Source organism: Streptococcus sp. CF8_St5-17, assembly GCF_024295665.1.
Taxonomy (GTDB): Bacteria; Bacillota; Bacilli; order Lactobacillales; family Streptococcaceae; genus Streptococcus.
Map to the genome: position 1 here is coordinate 13,744 of NZ_JANCOU010000012.1, position 22,369 is coordinate 36,112.

Sequence of the window (22,369 nt, forward strand, 5' to 3'; positions counted from 1 at the left end):
AGAAGTACATGAAAAAACTAGGCCTACTTTTGGCAAGCCTTGTGACACTATTCTTAGTCGCTTGTTCCAATCAAAAACAAGCAGACGGGAAATTAAATATCGTTACAACTTTCTATCCTGTCTACGAATTTACCAAGCAAGTAGCAGGGGACACAGCCAATGTCGAACTCTTAATCGGGGCTGGAACAGAGCCACATGACTATGAACCATCACCTAAGGCGGTCGCTAAAATTCAAGATGCTGATGCCTTTGTTTATGAGAATGAAAATATGGAAACTTGGGTTCCCAAGCTTTTAGATTCACTAGATGCGAAAAAAGTAAAAACAATCAAGGCTACTGGAGATATGTTGCTTCTTCCAGGAGGTGAAGAGGAGGAAGACCATGACCACGGTGAAGAAGGTCATCATCACGAGTATGACCCTCATGTATGGTTGTCTCCTGCGCGTGCAATCAAACTTGTAGAACATATCCGTGATAGTCTTTCAGCTGACTATCCAGATAAGAAGGCGACTTTTGAACAAAATGCAGCAGCTTATATCGAAAAACTACAAGCTTTGGACAAGGCTTATACTGAAGGACTTTCTAGTGCAAAACAAAAGAGTTTTGTGACTCAACACGCGGCCTTTCGTTATCTAGCATTGGACTACGGACTCAATCAAGTTTCTATTTCAGGACTATCGCCAGATGCGGAGCCGTCAGCAAGTCGCTTGGCAGAATTGACCGAATATATCAAGAAAAACAAGATTTCTTATATCTACTTTGAAGAAAATGCCTCTCAAGCTCTAGCCAATACTCTTTCAAAAGAAACAGGAGTGAAGTTAGACGTTCTAAATCCTCTTGAAAGTTTAACCGAAGAGGATATGAAGGCGGGAGAGAACTATATCTCTGTTATGGAGAAAAATCTCAAAGCTCTCAAGCAAACAACTGACCAGGCAGGGGCAGAAATTGAACCAGAAAAAGCAGAGGAAACTAAAACCGTTCAAAATGGTTACTTTGAGGATGCAGATGTTAAGGACCGTACCTTGAGTGACTATGCTGGCAACTGGCAGTCTGTTTTTCCTTTCCTCGAAAATGGTACTCTAGATCAAGTCTTTGACTACAAGGCTAAATTGACTGGCAAAATGACTAAGGATGAATACAAAGCCTACTATCAAAAAGGCTATCAAACCGATGTATCTAAGATTAATATCACGGATAACACCATGGAATTCATTCAAGGTGACCAAAGTAAAAAATATACATACAAGTATGTCGGCAAGAAAATCTTGACCTATAAGAAAGGGAATCGAGGAGTTCGTTATCTCTTTGAAGCGACAGATGCGGATGCTGGACAATTTAAGTATGTTCAATTCAGTGACCACAATATCGCGCCAGTTAAGACTGGGCACTTCCATATTTTCTTTGGAGGAACTAGCCAAGAAGCCCTCTTTGAAGAGATGGACAACTGGCCAACCTACTATCCAGAGAATTTATCTGGTCAAGAAATCGCCCAAGAAATGTTGGCTCATTAAAGCGAAACAATCCTTCCTACATGGGGAGGATTGTTCTTGTTTTTTCATCTATAAGCATCTGGATTGACATTGGCTGAGAAGGGAGTATAATAGGTGTAATAAAAATAGTTACAACAAGGAGAGGTTTTCTATGGTTTACGAGTATAATAGTCGCATTCATTTGGCTGAAGTAGCTTTAAATGTCAAGGACTTAGAAAGTCAGACAGCATTTTATCATCAGTTGCTTGGGTTGGAGATTTTGATTCAATCGGAAAATCAAGTTCTTTTAGGTGCCGGTGGGAAACCGCTAGTTCGGCTAATTAAGACAGATGACATTAGCAATCCTAAGCAAAGTTGTGGTCTTTATCATATGGCCCTTCTTTTGCCGAGTCGTGAAGATTTGGCTAATGTTTTTAAACACTTGTTAGACTTAAAGATTCCATTAGTTGGTGGAGCTGATCATGGCTATAGTGAAGCTGTCTATCTAGAAGACCTGGAGGGTAATGGCATAGAACTCTATAGAGACAAGCCTGTGACCGAGTGGGATATTCGTGAGGATGGACGAATTATCGGTGTGACAGAAGAGCTGTCTGCACAAGATATCTACGAACTAGGAAAAGAAATAGAGCCTTTTGCAATCGCAAGTGGCACTCGCATGGGTCATGTTCACCTATCTGTTAAAAACAGCCGAGAAGCTAGCTCTTTCTATCAATCTGCTCTCGGTCTTGAAGATAAATTCACGATACCACACGCTAGTTGGATTGCATCAGGGGATTACCATCATCATCTAGCAGTTAACGAATGGGGAGGTAAAAACTTAGCTCCTCGTGAGCAAGGAATGGTGGGGCTAGCCTACTATGTCGTTGAAGTTAAGAACAAAGAGGAGTTGTTAAAGGTGTTTGCTCAGTCACAAAGCAATCAGGCGATAACACAGTGGCTTTCTTCTGCAGGATTTAGGATAACTGATGGTGATGGCATTGTGACTCGAATTAGAGTAAGAAATTAGAAAAGAGCGGTTCAATCTACTTTAAAAGTAGTTTGAACCGCTCTTTTTTTATTCAGGTTTTTCGAGAATGAAAAGTTCTTTTGTTGCGTACTTACTTTCTTTATATCCTAGTGTTTCATAGCTAGTAATTAAAGGATCATAGACATCGTTCTTCCCTTTTTGTTCACGTGGAATTACGACATAATCAATTGATGGGTCGGCTTTTCGTTGGTTGTGGTAGAAAATATCGTATAGGGCCCGATGTTTTCTAAGTGCAGGTGTATAGCCTCCTTCTGCAACGATTGAGGCATCTTCTGGTAGAATTTCTAGGCCATATTTGATTGCTTCAAATTTCTCTTTATTTTGTTGATAATAGCCAATGTTGAAAGACCAACTTTGAGTAAGGCGATGAAGAATAGTACCAGAAAAAATCATGCCAACAAAAATAAATGAAATCACAATTTTTTCGTTAATGAGTTTGTGCAATTTTAAATCTTCCAAAGCTAGTAAAGCCATAATAAAGAGTAAAGCGCTAGTACCGTAGCTATATTGAAATCCGATGTCATGTTGATAAGGCCAATCTGACAATAGATTTATGACAATCAATGGTAGGCTAAGGAAGTAAGTTGACCAGTTTCTTTGAATTAAAGGTAAGAAACATAAAGGGGCAAGGGTTAAGAATAAATATCCTAACTTTTTAGCCATAAACAGATGGCTGATAGCGAAAGTCGGGTGAAGAAGCAAATTTTTTAACACACTAGAAATCCCGCTCTCGTTACTCATTAAGAACGCATCATATCGAGAAATTAACCCTCCTTCTCCATAAGTCTTTAAAAGATACATTGAAAATCCAAAGTAGAGAACTGGTAAAACAAATTCTGAAAAAACAATCCATTTCCTTGTCTTAGTGGTTAGAAAGAAGCGTTTTTGTGATAAGAAATACATACCAATGCTAATAACATAGATAAAAGCATCTTCTTTGACCAAAAGTAGTAGGATAGTGGATATTAGAATACCCCACTTCTTCTCATTTACTATGAAATAGAATACCCAAAATATCAAAGGAACCAAGAAACAATTTTCATGCAGGTGATAACCTCCTGCAGTAGTTAATACAGGTAAAAGTACGAACCAAAGAATTGTCAAAATGTTTGCCAATTTCGATAGATTCAATTTGGAGAGAAGCAATTTTAAAGGAATAACTGCAGAGAACACAACCCAAATTTGTAGCACTTCTAAAGTTTCAACATGCGGGAAAAGCTTGTAGAAAGGTAACATCAGATAGAAAATGGGTGAGATGTGAACTGCAAAGTGAGATAATACTCGATCACGTTCGAGTGTTGTGATGGCTGTCAAGTCAGTACTCATCCGATGAAACATCTGTGAGAATAGACCAATATCAAAGGTGGAACCATCAAAGGTTTTTACCTTATAGACAAAAACAACTGAGAGATAGACTATATAGAGAGCAACTATAGAAAATACACCATAGGTTAGTAATTTTTTGTAGCGCTCTAAGTATTGCTTAAGCGGAGAGTTGTGAATTAAAAGAAGGGTAGCTCCCGAAAGCAAACCAGCAAAGATAACAGGCCAAATAATGATGTTAAATCGAGTGTCTGCCAGATTGAAAGCATGAAACTCAAGTGCAGTATCTTGGAAGTTTGAACTGGCCAATGTCAAGAGACGAGGTGTTGTGAATAAAATGACGAGCAGATATGAAAAAGAAAGTTTTTCTTTTCTTAAAAAACTGCCTATATATAATATTAATGTCAATAATAGCAAACCTAGGGATAAGAAAAAGGACATGCTCTTATAGATAGCAATAAATAATACAATGTTTAATAATAAAGTATTGATTTTGAAAATACTTAATGCAGGAAATTTTTTAGCAAAAAGAATCAAAGCGGACCCAACTATAAAAAAAGTTCCTATTATTAAAGCTGACACGGGAGCTAAGGCGAGAAATACATCGTGTGGTGTTGAAGTTAACAATTCGATCAAAATCATCAGAAGATAGGCTCCGAGTAAACAAGATAAGTAATACATTCGTTGCTCTATCAAGTTTGTTAGAATTCGTTTCATTTCATAAAGTCCTCCAACTAGTATTCTATCATAAAAAAGTAATTTCTTTAGTTTGTGACTGATTATTATATAGTTTTGAGTTGCCTTTAAAAAATATCTCTTACAATTTTTGAAGAATTACTCATCGTATTATCAGTTAGCATTTTTGAAATAAAAAGTAAAGAAAAGATGAAATTATGAAAACCACCTTTTCTGAAAACAAGCCACAACTATACTCAAGTAAGAAAAATCCTTCAAAGCCCTAGCCTACTATGTGGCTGAAATTGAGAACAAAGAGGAATTATTAAAAGTATTTGCTCAATCTAAAAGTAGCGAAGCGGTAACTCAGTGGTTTTCATCCTCAGAATTAAGCATGACTGACAAAGACGGTATCGTTACGCGAGTTAGAGTGGGGAACTAGAAGTCTTTACCTTTAAGATAAGTGCTCCTTTTGACAAAGGTCTGTATTAGAGATATAATGTAGAAAAATCGTTTAAGGATAAAGATATGACAAATTCAAAATACATTACACGCCTCAAACGCTCAGAGGGTCAATTGCGAGGTATTCAAAAAATGATGGAGGAAGAGCGTGATTGTGTCGATATCATTACTCAATTAACAGCAGTGCGATCCAGTGTTGATCGTATTATTGAACTGATGATAACGGAGAATTTAACATCTTGTATTAACGACCCTTTAGAGGATCCTCAAGCACAGAAGGAAAGATTGGAAAAGGCGGTTAAATACTTGATTAAACGCAAGTAATAAAAAACATACGTTTCTCTTAAATAGTGAACAAATGATTAAAAGAGCAGTTGGTTTTCTTGAAATTAGACCAATTGCTCTTTTTGAATTTTATTTATTAAATATCACCTGGCCAGGCATTCATGCCACCTTCTACATTGGTAACGGTGAGGCCTTGGGCGCTGAGAAATTGACAGGCAGAGGCAGAACGTACACCTCCTTGACAGATGACATGGTATTCATGGTCAGGTTTGAGTTCTTTGTAGCCTTGCTCCAAGGTACTTAACGGAAGATTTTTGGCACCTGGTGCATGTCCTGCTTGGAATTCATGTACTTCACGGACATCGATAAGATCTAGATGTTCATGTTGATATTTTTCATAAAAGTCAGCCATGCTGATATTAGTTAGCATATTCTACTCCTTCTGGATTCGCCATTTTGTATAGTGAATAAGCGCCGTCAAGGTTTTGGACGGTAAATCCTGCTTGCTTGAGGATACGCTCTGCGATATAGCTGCGTAAACCACTGTGGCAGCTAACGATGTAGGCTTGGTTCTTGTCTAGTTCATCCAAGCGTTCCCGTAGTTCGTTTAGGGGGATGTGGATGGTGTCAACCTTAAGTCGACCACTTTGGAATTCGCCACTTGTTCGTACATCTAGGAACTTTTTGCCCTTAGCCAGTTCATCTTCTAGTTGGTACCACTGGATATTGTCACTGAGACCTTCGATGAGGTTCATAGCGGCGTAACCCAGCATATTGACCGGATCCTTGGCAGAGCCAAATGGCGGTGCATAGGAAAACTCTAACTCTGGCAAATCAAAGACAGTGAGATTTGCTTTAATAGCAGTTGCTAGGATATCGATTCGCTTGTCAACACCTTTCTTCCCAACTCCTTGGGCACCGTATATTTTTCCACTGGTTGTGTCGAAGAGGAGTTTCAAGGTAATATCAGTAGCTCCTGGATAATAACCAGCATGATCTTTCCCGCTGACATGAAGTGCCTTGTAAGGAAGTTGATTCATGGTAAGGATACGCTCGCTAAGACCAGTCGAAGCAGCTGTCATATTAAAGGCACGAACGATCGCAGTGCCGATACTGCCTTTGTTTGTACGACCAAGTCCTGCGATGACGTCCGCCACTTGGCGTCCTTGACGATTGGCAGGAGAAGCGAGTGAGATGAGAGCGTCTTGGCCCGTAATCTCTTGCTTGACGACGATGGCATCCCCAACTGCAAAAATATCTTTTTGACTGGTTTCGTAATGTTCATCGACCAGGATCCCGCCACGAAGTCCCAGTTCAATCCCCGCAGCTTTAGCCAGACTATTTTCAGGTTCAACACCGACAGAAAGGATGGTGAGGTCAGAAGTTATCTTCTGACCGTTTTCAAGAACGATGACTTTTCCTTGGTCTTTAAATCGAGTCGCAGACTGAGAAGTGATAACGCGGACGCTGTTTTTAACCAATTCTGCTTGGACAAAGGCTGCCATTTCTTGATCTAATGATGGCAAGACATGGGGTGCTTTCTCAACGATGGTAACTTGTAATCCACGTTTCGCCAGGTTTTCAGCCATTTCAAGCCCGATAAAGCCTGCACCGATAACGACAGCTTCTTTTGGATGATTGTCCAAGGCAGCCATAATCTCGTCAAGATCGGGAACATTGCGGAGCGTGTAAGCATTCTTAGCTTCTGCCAAGCCATCAATGGCAGGAACAAATGGCTTAGCTCCTGGGGAGAGAATCAACTTATCGTAGCTTTCTGTGAATTCCTGTCCATCATGGCGGACAGTCACAGTATGCTCTGCTGGGGAAATGCTGATGACCTCATGGAAAGGTCGTACATCCAGATTAAACCGTGCCTTGAGACTTTCAGGGGTTTGGACTAATAAACTATCACGGTTTGCAATTTCTCCTGAAACATAGTAAGGAAGTCCGCAGTTTGCAAAGGAAACAAAGGGACCTTTCTCAAAAATAGTGATTTCAGCGTCTTCTAAGAGACGTCTGAGACGGGTTGCTGCAGACATACCGCCTGCAACTCCTCCAATAATGATAATTTTCATTAATTTTCTCCCTCTTGTTCTATATGATCTTGCCTGTCCAAGCGCTCATACCACCTCGGACGTTGATAACATCATAGCCTTTTTTCTTTAGCTTTTTAGCAGCCATCTTGCTTCGAACACCGGAATGGCAAATGACATAAAGTGTTTCATTTGTCGCAGGTGTGTAAGCTCCGATTTCGGTTAGAGGAACATTCTTGGCGTTTTTGATATGGCCTCTACGGAATTCCGTAGGCGTCCGCACATCCAGTAGTTGAATTGGTTCCTTGAGTTTAGCTTCCAATTCGCTGGTAGAAATACTATCAATTTTTGTAAATAAATGAAACATAGGCACCTCCGATATACCCTTATGGGGTATATTAAACCACTAAGCAACGCTTTTGTCAAGTAAGTTGAATTGATTAGTATTGTTTCTTTTTCAGTATACAAGATGCCAACTTACAAACTAAAGAGTTGGTTGATAGGTTAATGAATAGAACCTGTCTTATTTATTCAACAACTACTTGTCTAGAAAATTACCTTTTCTGAAAACAAGCTATAACTATACTAAAGCAAGAAAAATCCTTCAAAGGACTTGAAAAATTAGAGAAAATCGGGTATAATATGAGTAATCATTTGTCGTAGGTTTTGTCTGAAATATTGTCCGGACAAGGCTCACAGCAGTTAAATCTCCTGAAAAAAGTCGGATTTAACTGCTCTTTTTGTGCTTTTTTTCGGTATTTTTTGCATCTGTAACAGAGATTTAAAGATTCTGAAAAATTAGTCAAGGGGGATAAGTTGATAGGGGTTTTAGAACCATTAAACGATAATTATTAGCTTAGACGACTAAGCTTGGAACTTTATTTACAAAGGAGAATCATCTTGGCAGGACATGACGTTCAATACGGGAAACATCGTACCCGTCGTAGTTTTTCAAGAATTAAAGAAGTTCTTGACTTACCAAATTTGATTGAAATTCAAACTGATTCATTTAAAGATTTCCTAGACCATGGTCTGAAGGAAGTGTTTGAAGATGTATTGCCAATTTCAAACTTCACAGAAACAATGGAGTTGGAATTTGTTGGCTACGAAATCAAAGAACCTAAATATACGCTTGAAGAAGCTCGCATCCATGATGCAAGTTATTCAGCACCAATCTTTGTAACTTTCCGCTTGATTAACAAAGAAACTGGCGAAATCAAAACTCAAGAAGTCTTCTTTGGAGATTTCCCAATCATGACTGAGATGGGTACTTTCATCATCAACGGTGGTGAACGTATTATCGTATCACAGTTGGTGCGTTCTCCAGGTGTTTACTTTAATGATAAAGTAGACAAAAACGGTAAAGTGGGCTACGGTTCAACTGTTATCCCTAACCGTGGAGCTTGGTTGGAACTGGAAAGTGACTCAAAAGACATCGCCTATACTCGTATCGACCGTACACGTAAAATTCCATTTACGACTTTGGTTCGTGCACTTGGTTTCTCAGGCGATGACGAAATCTTTGATATCTTTGGTGACAGCGAGTTGGTTCGCAACACTGTTGAAAAAGATATCCATAAAAACCCAATGGACTCTCGTACAGACGAAGCTTTGAAAGAAATTTATGAGCGTCTTCGTCCAGGTGAACCAAAAACTGCTGAGAGTTCACGTACCTTGCTTGTGGCTCGTTTCTTCGACCCACGTCGTTATGACTTGGCAGCTGTTGGACGCTACAAGATTAACAAGAAATTAAATATTAAAACTCGTTTGCTCAACCAAACAATTGCTGAACCATTGGTGGACCCTGAAACCGGTGAAATCTTGGTTGAAAAAGGTACTGTAATGACTCGCGATGTCATCGAAAGTATCGAAAGTCACTTGGATGGTGATTTGAACAAGATTGTCTACACTCCAAATGACTCAGCTGTTTTGACAGAACCAGTTGTTCTTCAAAAATTCAAGGTTGTGGCACCAACTGATCCAGACCGTGTTGTAACAATCATCGGCAATGCAAATCCAGAGGATAAAGTTCGCACGATTACTCCTGCAGATATCCTCGCTGAGATGAGCTACTTCCTCAACTTGGCTGAAGGTATCGGTCGTGTCGATGATATCGACCACCTCGGAAACCGTCGTATTCGTGCCGTTGGTGAATTGCTTGCCAACCAAGTACGTCTTGGACTTTCACGTATGGAACGTAATGTTCGTGAACGTATGTCTGTTCAAGATAACGAAGTATTGACACCTCAACAAATCATTAACATCCGTCCAGTGACTGCGGCGATTAAAGAATTCTTTGGTTCTTCACAATTGTCACAGTTCATGGACCAACACAACCCACTTTCTGAGCTGTCTCACAAACGTCGTTTGTCTGCCTTAGGGCCTGGTGGTTTGACACGTGACCGCGCTGGATATGAAGTGCGTGACGTGCACTACACTCACTATGGACGTATGTGTCCAATCGAAACGCCTGAAGGACCAAACATCGGTTTGATCAATAACTTGTCTTCATACGGACACCTCAACAAGTATGGTTTCATTCAAACTCCATACCGCAAGGTTGACCGTGCAACTGGTAAAGTTACCAACGAAATCGTTTGGTTGACAGCCGATGAAGAAGATGAGTTCACAGTAGCGCAGGCTAACTCTAAATTGAACGCAGATGGAACTTTTGCTGAAAAAGTTGTCATGGGACGTCACCAAGGGGTTAACCAAGAATATCCAGCATCAAGCGTTGACTATATGGACGTTTCTCCTAAGCAGGTAGTTGCCGTTGCGACAGCATGTATTCCTTTCTTGGAAAACGATGACTCCAACCGTGCCCTCATGGGAGCCAACATGCAACGTCAGGCTGTTCCGTTGATCGATCCTAAAGCGCCTTTCGTTGGTACTGGTATGGAATACCAAGCAGCCCATGACTCAGGAGCGGCAGTTATTGCACAACATGGTGGTAAGGTTACCTATGCGGATGCGGACAAAGTAGAAGTTCGCCGTGAAGATGGTTCCCTTGATGTTTACCACATCCAAAAATTCCGTCGTTCAAACTCAGGTACTGCTTATAACCAACGTACCCTTGTTCGAGTTGGCGATGTTATCGAAAAAGGTGACTTTATCGCTGATGGACCTTCTATGGAGAAAGGTGAAATGGCGCTTGGACAAAACCCAATCGTTGCCTACATGACATGGGAAGGTTACAACTTCGAGGATGCCGTTATCATGAGCGAACGCTTGGTGAAAGACGATGTTTACACATCTGTTCACCTTGAAGAATACGAATCAGAAACTCGCGATACAAAGCTTGGGCCTGAAGAAATCACTCGTGAAATTCCAAACGTTGGTGAAGATGCCCTTAAAGATCTCGACGAAATGGGTATCATCCGTATCGGTGCTGAGGTTAAAGAAGGGGATATTCTTGTAGGTAAAGTAACACCTAAGGGTGAAAAAGATCTTTCTGCTGAAGAGCGTCTCTTGCACGCTATCTTCGGTGACAAATCTCGTGAAGTTCGTGACACTTCCCTTCGTGTACCACACGGTGCCGATGGTGTCGTTCGTGATGTTAAAATCTTTACACGTGCAAACGGTGATGAATTGCAATCTGGTGTCAACATGCTGGTTCGCGTATACATCGCACAAAAACGTAAGATTAAGGTCGGAGATAAGATGGCCGGACGTCACGGAAACAAAGGGGTTGTCTCTCGTATCGTTCCTGTAGAAGACATGCCTTACCTTCCGGATGGAACTCCAGTCGATATCATGTTGAACCCACTTGGGGTGCCATCACGTATGAATATCGGTCAGGTTATGGAGCTTCACCTTGGTATGGCGGCTCGTACTCTTGGTATCCACATCGCAACACCAGTCTTTGACGGAGCAAGTTCTGAAGATCTTTGGGACACTGTCAAAGAAGCAGGTATGGATAGCGATGCTAAGACGATTCTTTACGATGGGCGTACTGGTGAACCATTTGATAACCGTGTGTCAGTTGGTGTCATGTACATGATCAAACTTCACCATATGGTTGATGATAAATTGCACGCTCGTTCAGTCGGACCATACTCAACCGTTACACAACAACCACTCGGAGGTAAAGCTCAGTTTGGTGGACAACGTTTCGGTGAGATGGAGGTTTGGGCGCTTGAAGCCTACGGTGCGTCAAATGTCCTTCAAGAAATCTTGACTTACAAGTCTGACGATATCAACGGACGTTTGAAAGCATATGAAGCTATTACAAAAGGAAAACCAATTCCAAAACCAGGTGTTCCAGAATCATTCCGAGTTCTTGTAAAAGAATTGCAATCTCTTGGTCTTGATATGCGTGTCCTTGACGAAGACGATCAAGAAGTGGAACTTCGTGACCTTGATGAAGGAATGGACGAAGATGTCATCCACGTAGATGACCTTGAAAAAGCCCGCGAAAGAGCAGCTCAAGAGGCTAAAGCAGCCTTTGAAGCAGAAGAAAATGCAAAGGCGGAAGCAACAGAAGAAGCTGCTGAACAAGAATAAGCAGTTCACTTATAATAGAAAGGGAAGAAATAGTGGTTGATGTAAATCGTTTTAAAAGTATGCAAATCACACTAGCTTCTCCAAGCAAAGTCCGTTCATGGTCTTATGGAGAAGTCAAAAAACCTGAAACAATCAATTACCGTACGTTGAAACCAGAACGTGAAGGACTCTTTGACGAAGTGATCTTTGGTCCTACAAAAGACTGGGAATGTGCTTGTGGTAAATACAAACGCATTCGTTACAGAGGGATTGTTTGTGACCGTTGTGGTGTTGAAGTAACGCGTACAAAAGTTCGTCGTGAACGTATGGGACACATCGAGTTAAAAGCTCCTGTATCTCATATCTGGTATTTCAAGGGGATTCCAAGCCGTATGGGCTTGACCCTTGACATGAGTCCTCGTGCCCTCGAGGAAGTTATCTACTTTGCTGCTTACGTGGTGATTGATCCAAAAGATACACCACTTGAGCACAAGTCTATCATGACAGAGCGTGAATACCGTGAGCGCTTGCGTGAGTTTGGTCATGGTTCATTCGTTGCCAAAATGGGTGCCGAAGCTATCCAAGACCTCTTGAAACAAGTAGATCTTGAAAAAGAAATTGCTGAACTCAAAGAAGAGTTAAAAACAGCTACTGGACAAAAACGTGTGAAAGCTATCCGTCGTTTAGATGTTTTGGATGCTTTCCACAAGTCTGGAAACAAGCCTGAATGGATGGTTCTTAACATCCTTCCAGTTATTCCACCAGATCTTCGTCCAATGTTGCAGTTGGATGGTGGCCGTTTTGCCTCATCTGACTTGAACGACCTTTACCGTCGTGTTATTAACCGTAACAATCGTTTGGCTCGTTTGCTTGAGTTGAACGCGCCAGGTATCATCGTTCAAAATGAGAAGCGTATGCTTCAAGAAGCGGTTGACGCTTTGATTGACAATGGCCGTCGTGGTCGTCCTATCACAGGGCCAGGTAGCCGTCCACTGAAATCATTGAGCCACATGCTCAAAGGGAAACAAGGACGCTTCCGTCAAAACTTGCTCGGTAAACGTGTTGACTTCTCAGGACGTTCTGTTATTGCCGTTGGTCCAACTCTTAAGATGTACCAATGTGGTGTGCCACGTGAAATGGCAATCGAGCTCTTTAAACCATTCGTTATGCGTGAAATCGTTGCGCGCGATATCGTTCAAAACGTTAAAGCGGCTAAACGATTGGTAGAACGTGGAGATGAACGTATCTGGGATATCTTGGAAGAAGTTATCAAAGAACACCCAGTACTTTTGAACCGCGCACCTACCCTTCACCGTTTGGGTATCCAAGCCTTTGAACCTGTCTTGATTGACGGTAAAGCCCTTCGCTTGCACCCGCTTGTCTGTGAAGCCTACAATGCCGACTTTGACGGTGACCAAATGGCCATCCACGTACCTCTTTCAGAAGAAGCCCAAGCAGAAGCTCGTATCTTGATGCTTGCTGCTGAGCACATTTTGAACCCTAAAGATGGTAAACCAGTTGTTACTCCATCTCAGGACATGGTTTTGGGTAACTACTACTTGACTATGGAAGAAGCTGGTCGTGAAGGCGAAGGTATGGTCTTCAAAGATCGTGACGAAGCTGTCATGGCTTACCGTAATGGTTATGTTCACCTCCACTCACGTGTTGGTATCGCAACAGATAGCCTTAACAAACCATGGACAGAAGAGCAAAAACACAAAATCTTGCTTACAACTGTTGGTAAAATCCTCTTCAACGATATCATGCCAGAAGGACTGCCTTACTTGCAAGAGCCAACAAACGCCAACTTGACAGAAGGTGTTCCGACTAAGTACTTCTTGCCATTAGGTGGAAATATCAAGGAAGCTATTGAAGGACTTGAACTCAACCCACCATTCAAGAAGAAAAACCTTGGAAATATCATCGCTGAAATCTTCAAACGTTTCCGTACGACAGAAACATCTGCCCTACTTGACCGTATGAAGAACCTCGGTTACCACCATTCAACTCTTGCAGGTTTGACAGTGGGTATTGCTGATATTCCAGTTGTTGAAGACAAGGCTGAAATCATCGAAGAATCACACAAACGTGTAGAACAAATCACAAAACAATTCCGTCGTGGTATGATCACAGATGACGAACGCTACAATGCTGTTACAGCTGAATGGCGTGCTGCCCGTGAAAAACTCGAGAAACGTTTGGTTGCCAACCAAGATCCTAAGAACCCAATCGTTATGATGATGGATTCTGGAGCCCGTGGTAACATCTCAAACTTCTCACAGCTTGCCGGTATGCGTGGTCTGATGGCTGCTCCGAACGGACGTATCATGGAATTGCCAATCCTTTCAAACTTCCGCGAAGGTTTGTCAGTACTTGAAATGTTCTTCTCAACTCACGGTGCCCGTAAAGGTATGACCGATACGGCCCTTAAGACAGCCGACTCAGGTTACTTGACTCGTCGTTTGGTTGACGTTGCCCAAGACGTTATCATCCGTGAGGATGACTGTGGAACTGACCGTGGTCTCTTGATCCGTTCTATTACTGAAGGTAAAGAGATGATTGAGTCTCTTGAAGAACGTCTCAATGGTCGTTACACTAAGAAAACTGTTAAGCACCCAGAAACTGGCGCAGTTATCATTGGTCCAAATGAATTGATCACAGAAGATAAGGCCCGTGAAATTGTTAATGCCGGTGTTGAAGAAGTAACCATCCGCTCAGTATTTACATGTAACACTCGTCATGGTGTCTGCCGTCATTGTTACGGTATCAACTTGGCGACTGGTGATGCGGTTGAAGTCGGTGAAGCAGTTGGTACAATCGCTGCCCAATCTATCGGGGAACCTGGTACACAGCTTACAATGCGTACCTTCCACACGGGTGGGGTTGCCTCAAATACCGATATCACTCAAGGTCTTCCTCGTGTCCAAGAAATCTTTGAAGCCCGCAATCCTAAAGGGGAAGCGGTCATCACAGAAGTCAAAGGGGAAGTTACAGCAATCGAAGAAGATGCTTCAACTCGTACTAAGAAAGTCTTCGTTAAAGGCGAAACTGGCGAAGGCGAATACGTGGTACCATTTACAGCCCGTATGCGTGTCCAGGTTGGAGACCAAGTCTCTCGTGGTGCAGCATTGACAGAAGGTTCAATCCAACCAAAACGTCTCCTTGCTGTACGTGATGTCTTGTCAGTTGAAACCTACCTACTTGGTGAAGTGCAAAAAGTTTACCGTAGCCAAGGGGTAGAAATCGGAGACAAACACATCGAGGTAATGGTTCGTCAAATGATCCGTAAAGTCCGCGTCATGGATCCAGGAGATACAGACCTTCTCATGGGTACTCTCATGGATATCAACGACTTTACAGATGCCAACAAAGATGTTCTTATCGCAGGTGGTGTTCCAGCAACTGGTCGTCCAGTCCTTATGGGAATCACTAAAGCCTCACTTGAAACAAATAGTTTCTTGTCAGCTGCTTCCTTCCAGGAAACAACTCGTGTCCTTACAGATGCAGCTATCCGTGGTAAGAAAGACCATCTCCTTGGTCTCAAGGAAAATGTTATCATCGGTAAGATTATCCCAGCTGGTACTGGTATGGCTCGCTACCGTAACATTGAACCACTAGCAGTTAATGAAGAGTCACTTCTTGCAGATTCACAAGAGGAAGAGCAAGTGGATGTCCAAGTAGAAACTGTGGAAACAAGTGAATAATCTTATTTAGTTAAAAGAGGGGCTCACCCCTCTTTTGGCATGTTTAGGCACTTAAAATTATATGTAATTTTTCTGAAAAATTGCAATAAATTGAAATTAAGTTAACTTATTTTTATGTCTCAAAATGATGAGCATTATGCTTTGATTTTAAGTATAATAGTGCTAAAATAAGACGTTGCATGTTTAGGGTTTTTGAAAAACAATGCATAAAATATAACAATATATACACTCCCTAAAGGGTATTGGAGGAAAAATCGTGAAAAATGATTTGTTTAACGACCGAATTAGTCGATTCTCGATCCGTAAACTTCATGTAGGAGTTTGCTCGGTCCTATTAGGAACGTTAGTAATGCTCGGAACTGCCACAGGTGTCGGTGCCGATGAAGTGACGGAAGAAAAACAAGCTGATGGTGTTGCAGCAACGACAGAAGTCGCTAAAGCTGAAACTCCAGTTGCGACTGAAGCAACAACAGCTAAAGAAACTACAACAGCTAAAGAAGTAACTTACCAAGCTGAAGCAGCCCCTGCAGTTTCTACTGAAGTGAAACCTGAGCTTAAGACTGAAACGTTGTCAGCTTACGTTGCTGAGATTGAAGGGAACTTGGCAAATGGTAAGTACAGCAACAAGACAGACGAGAGCGTCGAAATTCTTAAAGCTAGTCTTGCGAACGCTCAGAACGTTCTTGCATCTGCTTCAAGTCAAGCTGAACTAGATGCAGCTTATCAATCGCTTGTAACAACTGTCAATGCTAAACTAAAAAATAAAGAAAAAGTTGTAGCTGAAGAAAAAGTAGCAACTGCTGATAAGACAGAAGCAACAACTGGAAAACCTGCAGAAAATACAAAACCAGCTGAAGCTACAAACTCTATTGCGAATACTGGGGAAAACGACCCTCGTAATGGTAAAGAGATTGATAAGAATACTGCCTTCCGTGCAGATACTGCAACAGCTACTGGAATTGGTGCAGACGTTGAAGACGCAACTTCTACACCGAAAGTTGAAAAACCAGGCTTTACAACAAATGTAAAAGCCGCAGACCTTGCTAGTCAAATCTCTTGGTTGGACTTTGGGGATACTGCTAACTGGACAGGTACAACGACAACGTCAGATGGCAAACTTGCACTTCAAGTCGGCGCGACCTACACCAAGGAAATTATGCCGGGCTATGTGGTTACCATCAAAGTCAAGTCTTTGAAACCCTTCCAAGCGACAGAAATATACAAAAAACGCCTTGAAGAACGAGGAGCAACAGAAGCTGAAAAAGCTACCTATGATCCAAATGCTAGAAATGGTTATGTGAGTGGGAGTTCTGATAGGACTACCAAAGCTGCATTTGCTGCTGGTGAGGAAGCCAAAGTTATTGCTGAAGCTCAAAATCGCTGGACAGAAGTACGAACAGAAGGCATCAATACTGGTACTAAAAAAACAACTATCAGTTCCGACTTGAACGGCGGTAATATTGGGGTTCAGTTTGAAGTCTCCGCTACTTTCCGCGGGAAAGTAGTCAGACCAGCCGTTGTCATGGCAGATGGCGAGTCCGCTAACCCAGGTGAGGTGGTTATGTTCACCACCAACGGAGAAGGATGGCAACACATTGGTGAATGGTATAAGAATGGTGATAAGTCAACTAGAACTTATGCCCCACAAGATCTTACTTATTATTTTGACCCAGCGAATAATTTTAGTTATTTTAAACCAGTTCCGGTTGAAGGAATTGAAATTCGAAATTGGAATACACAACAACTTCGTGATTCCACGCAAGCGGGACCAGACAAAAAAGCAGTTGCCTGGAAGTATTTTCAAAGTGCTGATTTAACAACTGCTGGACTTGGAACGGGTGTCTTTGGTCCAAACGTATCAGCTAGTAAATTTGCTGTTCCCCTTGTTATGACAAAGGGGGCTTCTGAAATTGGATTATATATCGCATCTTCAGGTAAACAATCAGCAATGCTTGGTTTCTTCCCACTTGATGAAGGAGATGCGCCTGAATCATACGGTAAGGCAGTTCATTCAATTGCAACTGTGGATGGGATTACCGGTAAGAAAGTAAACCAACCTTATCTCGGCCACTTGAGTCCTGATATGGATGAAAACAATACCCTTGATTGGACTGGTGACGATAAAGCGACAACGGCTGATGAAGGCATCGACCAATTGCTTCCGAATGACCTCAAAGGAAAAACCAATGAGTTGATCAAGATGGATCGTACAAAACCAGGGAATTATACGATTACTGTTGAAGCTCATACAGACGGGGCGCCTCAAGCCAATATTTATGGTTGGGTTGACTTTAACCAAAACGGTACCTTTGATGAAGACGAACGCTCTGATTTAGCAACCATTACTAAGGATGGAGCCGTTACCCTAAGATTCACCAAGAGCAAAACCTATATCGATCCTAGTGTCAACGAACTAGGAGTACGGTTACGAATTGCTAAGGATGCTGCTCAAATTGAGAGTCCGACAGGAATGGCCTTTTCAGGGGAGGTTGAGGACTTCAAGACTCAAATCACCCACCCACCAAAAGGAGAATTCAAAGAAACAAGTGGTCTTCAAGGGGCGAAGCAAACTGCAACTGTAGCCTTTACTGCTCGAGGTTTGCAAGGCTATAGCTTAACTGAATCAGCAAAAATTGATGAAACAGTAGCACCATACATTGTCGATGCAAATGGGAACAAGGCTACTTTGGATGCGGAAGGTTACTATGTCGTGCCAGGTCAAGGTAAATACAAAGTTACTGGTAATGGTAAAGATGTAGATGTGGAATTCATCCCAGAAGATCACTTCCTAGGCACAGCTGATGGGATCTCTATCCGTCGTACAGATAGTAATGGTTACGATACTGGTTGGTCAACTAAATTCCCAGATAAGGAAGCAAACGTTGATACAGTATTAAACACAATGGATGGTCTTTACATCCCAACAGTAACTCCAAGTAATATTGAAGGTGTTGATAAGACTTCAACTGATGTCCAAGGAGCAACTCAAATTGGTACCCCAACCTTTAACACAACTACAACTAATGCTAATGGCGACAAGATCTCTGTCACTCCAAGCTTGGAATACCCTGCTAAATTGGTGGACCCAGCGACTGGTCAAGTAACCAATGCAACCTCTGTAACAGTAGCAGGCGAAGGAACATACTCAATCAATGACGCTACAGGAGAAGTTACCTTTGTTCCAGAACCAGGATTTACTGGTACTGCAAAAGGTATTACTGTATCATTGACTGCACCTGTCGGAAGAGATAAAGATGGTACTGTTCGTGATGAATACCTTAAGACTGCTACAGCTAAGTACACACCAACAGTGACTCCAATTACAATCACTCCAACAGATAAGGTTTCTGAGGATATCCAAAACGTTCCACAAACTCAAACTCCTACATTTGAGTTGAGCAACGACAAAACTGCAAAAATCACAAGCAAGAAATTGGTAGATCCAGCAACAGGTCAACCTACTGATGAGACAACTGTGACTGTTCCAAGAGAAGGAACATACACAATCGATCCTACTACAGGAGCGGTAACTTTCACTCCAGAAAAAGACTTTGTCGGAACAGCCAAAGGCGTTAAGGTTCAAGCAACTGCAACTATCACAAACGCTAATGGTAAGACTGCAACCATTACTTCAGATGCGACCTACACACCAACTGTTGTGCCAGCAGTTCCAACTGCAAGCCCTGCAACTTCAAAAGATATCCAAGGTGCGACTCAAACCGGTACACCAACCTTTGCAGGAACAACTGTTCAAGTAAATGGTGAAGATAAAGCTATTACCATTAAAGACAATAGCTACACATTGCTAGATAAAGATGGTAACGAAGTTTCAACTACACCAGCTTATGCTGAAGATGGAACAACACCAATCGGTACATTCGCGATCAACCCAGCAACTGGTACTGTAACATTCACACCAACTGATAAGTCTTACACAGGTAAAGTAACGCCTGTTAAGGTTCAAGCTGAAAGCACAAACGGAATCAAGGTTGATACAACTTACACACCTGAGATTGTTCCAGTCACACCAACTGCAACACCAGCTGAAACAACAGACATCCAAGGCGCAACTCAAACAGGTAAACCTGAGTTCAAGGGTGGAACTGTTACAGTTGATGGAGTAGAAAAAACTGTTCCAATCAACGAAGATGTTCCAGCAACATTTGAAGATGGTTCAACAACTAAGACAGTTGAAGGTGTTGGTACTTACACAGTAGCAGCAGACGGTACTGTTACATTTGTACCAGAGAAATCATTTGTCGGAACTGCACCAGCTGTGACAGTTGTTCGCGAAGATAAGAACGGAACAAAAGCTTCAGCAACCTACACACCAACAGTAACCCCAGTAACCCCAACTGCAACACCAGTTGAAACTACAGATATCCAAGGTGCTACACAAACTGGTAAACCTGTATTTACTGAAGGCGATAGCCGTGTACCAATGGATGATGATACACCAGCAACCTTCGAAGATGGTTCAACAACGAAGACAATTCCAGGTGAAGGAACCTACACAGTAGCTCCAGATGGAACAGTCACATTTGTCCCAGAGAAATCATTCACAGGCACAGGAACAGGCGTGACCGTTAAACGTGTCGATAAGAACGGTACACCAGTTACTGCTAAATACACCCCAACAGTAACCCCAGTAACACCAACAGCTGAAGATGTAACTTCAACAGATAAACAAGGTCAAACCCAAACAGGTAAACCTAAGTTTACAGAAGGTGATCCAGTAGTTCCAATGGATGATGATACACCAGCAACATTCGAAGATGGTTCAACAACGAAGACTATCCAAGATGAAGGAACCTACACAGTAGCTCCAGATGGAACAGTCACATTTGTCCCAGAGAAATCATTCACAGGCACAGGAACAGGCGTGACTGTTAAACGTGTCGATAAGAACGGTACACCAGTAACAGCTAAATACACACCAACAGTAACCCCAGTAACACCGACAGCAACTCCAGCTGAATCAGTAGCACCTCAAGGTGTAGTTCAAACTGGTACTGTTACCTTCACAGAAGGTGACCCAGTTGCACCAATCGACAAGGATACGATTACTCTTCTTGACGAAAATGGTCAATCAGCTACATCAGTAGTTGCTAAGTCGCCAGAAGGTAAAGAAATCGGTACTTTCACAGTTGATAAAGCAACAGGTGTTGTAACCTTCACACCAACTGACAAGTCATACTCAGGTGATGTTGTTGCCGTTAAGGTTCAAGCTAAAGATGCTAACGGTACTGCTGTAGAAACAACATACACACCTAAGATTACTCCAGTTGTTCCAACAGCTGAAGATGCAACATCAACTGACAAACAAGGTCAAGAACAAACAGGTAAACCTAAGTTTACAGAAGGTAACCCAAGCGTACCAATGGATGATGATGTTCCAGCAACATTTGACGATGGATCAACAACTAAGACAATTCCAGGTGAAGGTACATACACAGTAGCACCAGATGGAACAGTAACATTTGTTCCAGAAAAATCATTCACAGGTAAAGGAACAGGCGTGACTGTTAAACGTGTCGATAAGAACGGTACACCAGTAACAGCTACCTACACACCAACAGTAACTCCAGTAACACCAACAGCAACTCCAGCTGAATCAGTTGCACCTCAAGGTGTGGTTCAAACTGGTACTGTTACCTTCACAGAAGGTGATCCAGTTGCACCAATCGACAAAGATACCATTACTCTTCTTGACGAAAATGGTCAACCGGCGGCTTCTGTAGATGCTAAATCTCCAAGTGGTGAAGTTATTGGTACTTTCACAGTTGATAAAGAAACAGGTGTTGTAACCTTTACACCAACTGATAAGTCATACTCAGGTGAAGTAGTTCCAGTTAAAGTTCAAGCTAAGGATGCTAACGGCACTCCAGCTGAAACAACATACACACCTAAGATTACTCCAGTTGTTCCAACAGCTGATCCAACAACATCTACTGATATTCAAGGTAAAACACAAACAGGTAAACCAACATTCACACCAGGTAACCCAGATGTACCGATGGATGATGATACACCTGCAACCTTCGAAGATGGTTCAACAACTAAGGTAATTCCAGGCGAAGGAACATACACAGTAGCTCCAGACGGAACAGTTACATTTGTACCAGAAAAATCATTCACAGGAACAGGAACAGGCGTGACTGTTAAACGTGTAGACAAGAATGGTACACCAGTTACAGCTAAGTACACACCAACTGTAACCCCAGTAACACCAACAGCTGATCCAACAACATCTACTGATATTCAAGGTAAAACACAAACAGGTAAACCAACATTCACACCAGGTAACCCAGATGTACCGATGGATGATGATACACCTGCAACCTTCGAAGATGGTTCAACAACTAAGGTAATTCCAGGTGAGGGAACTTACACAGTAGCTCCAGACGGAACAGTTACATTTGTCCCAGAGAAATCATTCACAGGCACAGGAACAGGCGTGACTGTTAAACGTGTCGATAAGAATGGTACACCAGTAACAGCTAAGTACACCCCAACTGTTACACCAGTAACACCAACAGCAGAACCAGCTACAACTATTGGACCAAAAGGTAAAGAACAGTCTGGTAAACCAACATTCAAGGAAGGTGATAGCCGTGTTCCAATGAATGATGATGTTCCAGCTACATTTGACGATGGTTCAACAACTAAGACTATTCCAGGTGTTGGTACTTACACAGTAGCACCAGACGGAACAGTAACCTTCAAACCAGAACCTGAATTTACAGGAACAGCTCCATCCGTTACAGTTGTTCGTGAAGATATGAACGGAACAAAAGCTTCTGCAACATACACACCAACAGTAACACCAGTTACTACATTTGTAGATAAAGAAGGTAAAGCAATTCCAGGATATCCAACAGAAGACGG

At 42.0% G+C, this 22,369-nt stretch carries 10 protein-coding genes; 6 read left to right on the forward strand and 4 right to left on the reverse strand.

The window, feature by feature from the left end:
* Positions 1–8 precede the first annotated feature (8 nt).
* Both NMM19_RS08110 and NMM19_RS08115 read left to right on the forward strand, forming a co-directional pair.
* Positions 9–1,511, forward strand: coding sequence for a zinc ABC transporter substrate-binding protein AdcA (locus tag NMM19_RS08110; protein ID WP_178895532.1), 1,503 nt, complete (start codon positions 9–11; stop codon positions 1,509–1,511).
* Between the two features lie 130 nt (positions 1,512–1,641).
* Entirely contained in the window at positions 1,642–2,496 is an 855-nt protein-coding gene (locus NMM19_RS08115; protein WP_178895531.1) for a VOC family protein, read from the forward strand.
* Between the two features lie 48 nt (positions 2,497–2,544).
* On the opposite strand, the gene NMM19_RS08120 is transcribed toward NMM19_RS08115, so the two are convergent.
* Positions 2,545–4,557, reverse strand: a complete 2,013-nt coding sequence (locus NMM19_RS08120; RefSeq protein ID WP_178895530.1) for a DUF2079 domain-containing protein — start codon at positions 4,555–4,557, stop codon at positions 2,545–2,547.
* 486 nt (positions 4,558–5,043) lie between these two features.
* Between NMM19_RS08120 and NMM19_RS08125 the strand changes: the two genes are divergently transcribed.
* A complete protein-coding gene (locus NMM19_RS08125; RefSeq protein ID WP_006150993.1) occupies positions 5,044–5,301 on the forward strand; it encodes a metal-sensitive transcriptional regulator in 258 nt (85 codons plus the stop codon).
* A gap of 97 nt (positions 5,302–5,398) precedes the next feature.
* On the opposite strand, the gene NMM19_RS08130 is transcribed toward NMM19_RS08125, so the two are convergent.
* Genes NMM19_RS08130 through NMM19_RS08140 form a run of 3 tightly spaced genes read right to left on the reverse strand, consistent with a single transcriptional unit; the run spans position 5,399 to position 7,662 of the window.
* Complete coding sequence (locus tag NMM19_RS08130) at positions 5,399–5,692, reverse strand: rhodanese-like domain-containing protein (RefSeq protein ID WP_178895529.1); 294 nt, start codon at positions 5,690–5,692, stop codon at positions 5,399–5,401.
* Positions 5,682–7,337, reverse strand: a complete 1,656-nt coding sequence (locus NMM19_RS08135; protein ID WP_254730842.1) for an FAD-dependent oxidoreductase — start codon at positions 7,335–7,337, stop codon at positions 5,682–5,684. Before NMM19_RS08135 ends, NMM19_RS08130 begins: the two co-directional genes overlap by 11 nt.
* A gap of 19 nt (positions 7,338–7,356) precedes the next feature.
* Positions 7,357–7,662, reverse strand: coding sequence for a rhodanese-like domain-containing protein (locus tag NMM19_RS08140; RefSeq protein ID WP_006150962.1), 306 nt, complete (start codon positions 7,660–7,662; stop codon positions 7,357–7,359).
* Positions 7,663–8,195: 533 nt separating this feature from the next.
* Here NMM19_RS08140 and NMM19_RS08145 point away from each other — a divergent pair.
* The 3 genes from NMM19_RS08145 to NMM19_RS08155 form a co-directional block, all read left to right on the forward strand.
* On the forward strand, positions 8,196–11,798 hold the full coding sequence (locus NMM19_RS08145) for a DNA-directed RNA polymerase subunit beta (protein WP_178895527.1): 3,603 nt from the start codon (positions 8,196–8,198) through the stop codon (positions 11,796–11,798).
* A gap of 32 nt (positions 11,799–11,830) precedes the next feature.
* On the forward strand, positions 11,831–15,481 hold the full coding sequence (gene rpoC / locus NMM19_RS08150) for a DNA-directed RNA polymerase subunit beta' (protein ID WP_178895526.1): 3,651 nt from the start codon (positions 11,831–11,833) through the stop codon (positions 15,479–15,481).
* A gap of 256 nt (positions 15,482–15,737) precedes the next feature.
* Positions 15,738–22,369: CshA/CshB family fibrillar adhesin-related protein (locus NMM19_RS08155; RefSeq protein ID WP_254730845.1), on the forward strand; the 6,632-nt coding region annotated here is incomplete at its 3' end.

Bases quoted from the DNA above. Each gene is read 5' to 3' on its own strand.
- NMM19_RS08130 (WP_178895529.1), bottom strand. From the start codon at position 5,692: ATGCTAACTAATATCAGCATGGCTGACTTTTATGAAAAATATCAACAT.
- NMM19_RS08110 (WP_178895532.1), top strand. From the start codon at position 9: ATGAAAAAACTAGGCCTACTTTTGGCAAGCCTTGTGACACTATTCTTA.
- NMM19_RS08115 (WP_178895531.1), top strand. From the start codon at position 1,642: ATGGTTTACGAGTATAATAGTCGCATTCATTTGGCTGAAGTAGCTTTA.
- NMM19_RS08120 (WP_178895530.1), bottom strand. From the start codon at position 4,557: ATGAAACGAATTCTAACAAACTTGATAGAGCAACGAATGTATTACTTA.
- NMM19_RS08140 (WP_006150962.1), bottom strand. From the start codon at position 7,662: ATGTTTCATTTATTTACAAAAATTGATAGTATTTCTACCAGCGAATTG.
- NMM19_RS08125 (WP_006150993.1), top strand. From the start codon at position 5,044: ATGACAAATTCAAAATACATTACACGCCTCAAACGCTCAGAGGGTCAA.
- NMM19_RS08135 (WP_254730842.1), bottom strand. From the start codon at position 7,337: ATGAAAATTATCATTATTGGAGGAGTTGCAGGCGGTATGTCTGCAGCA.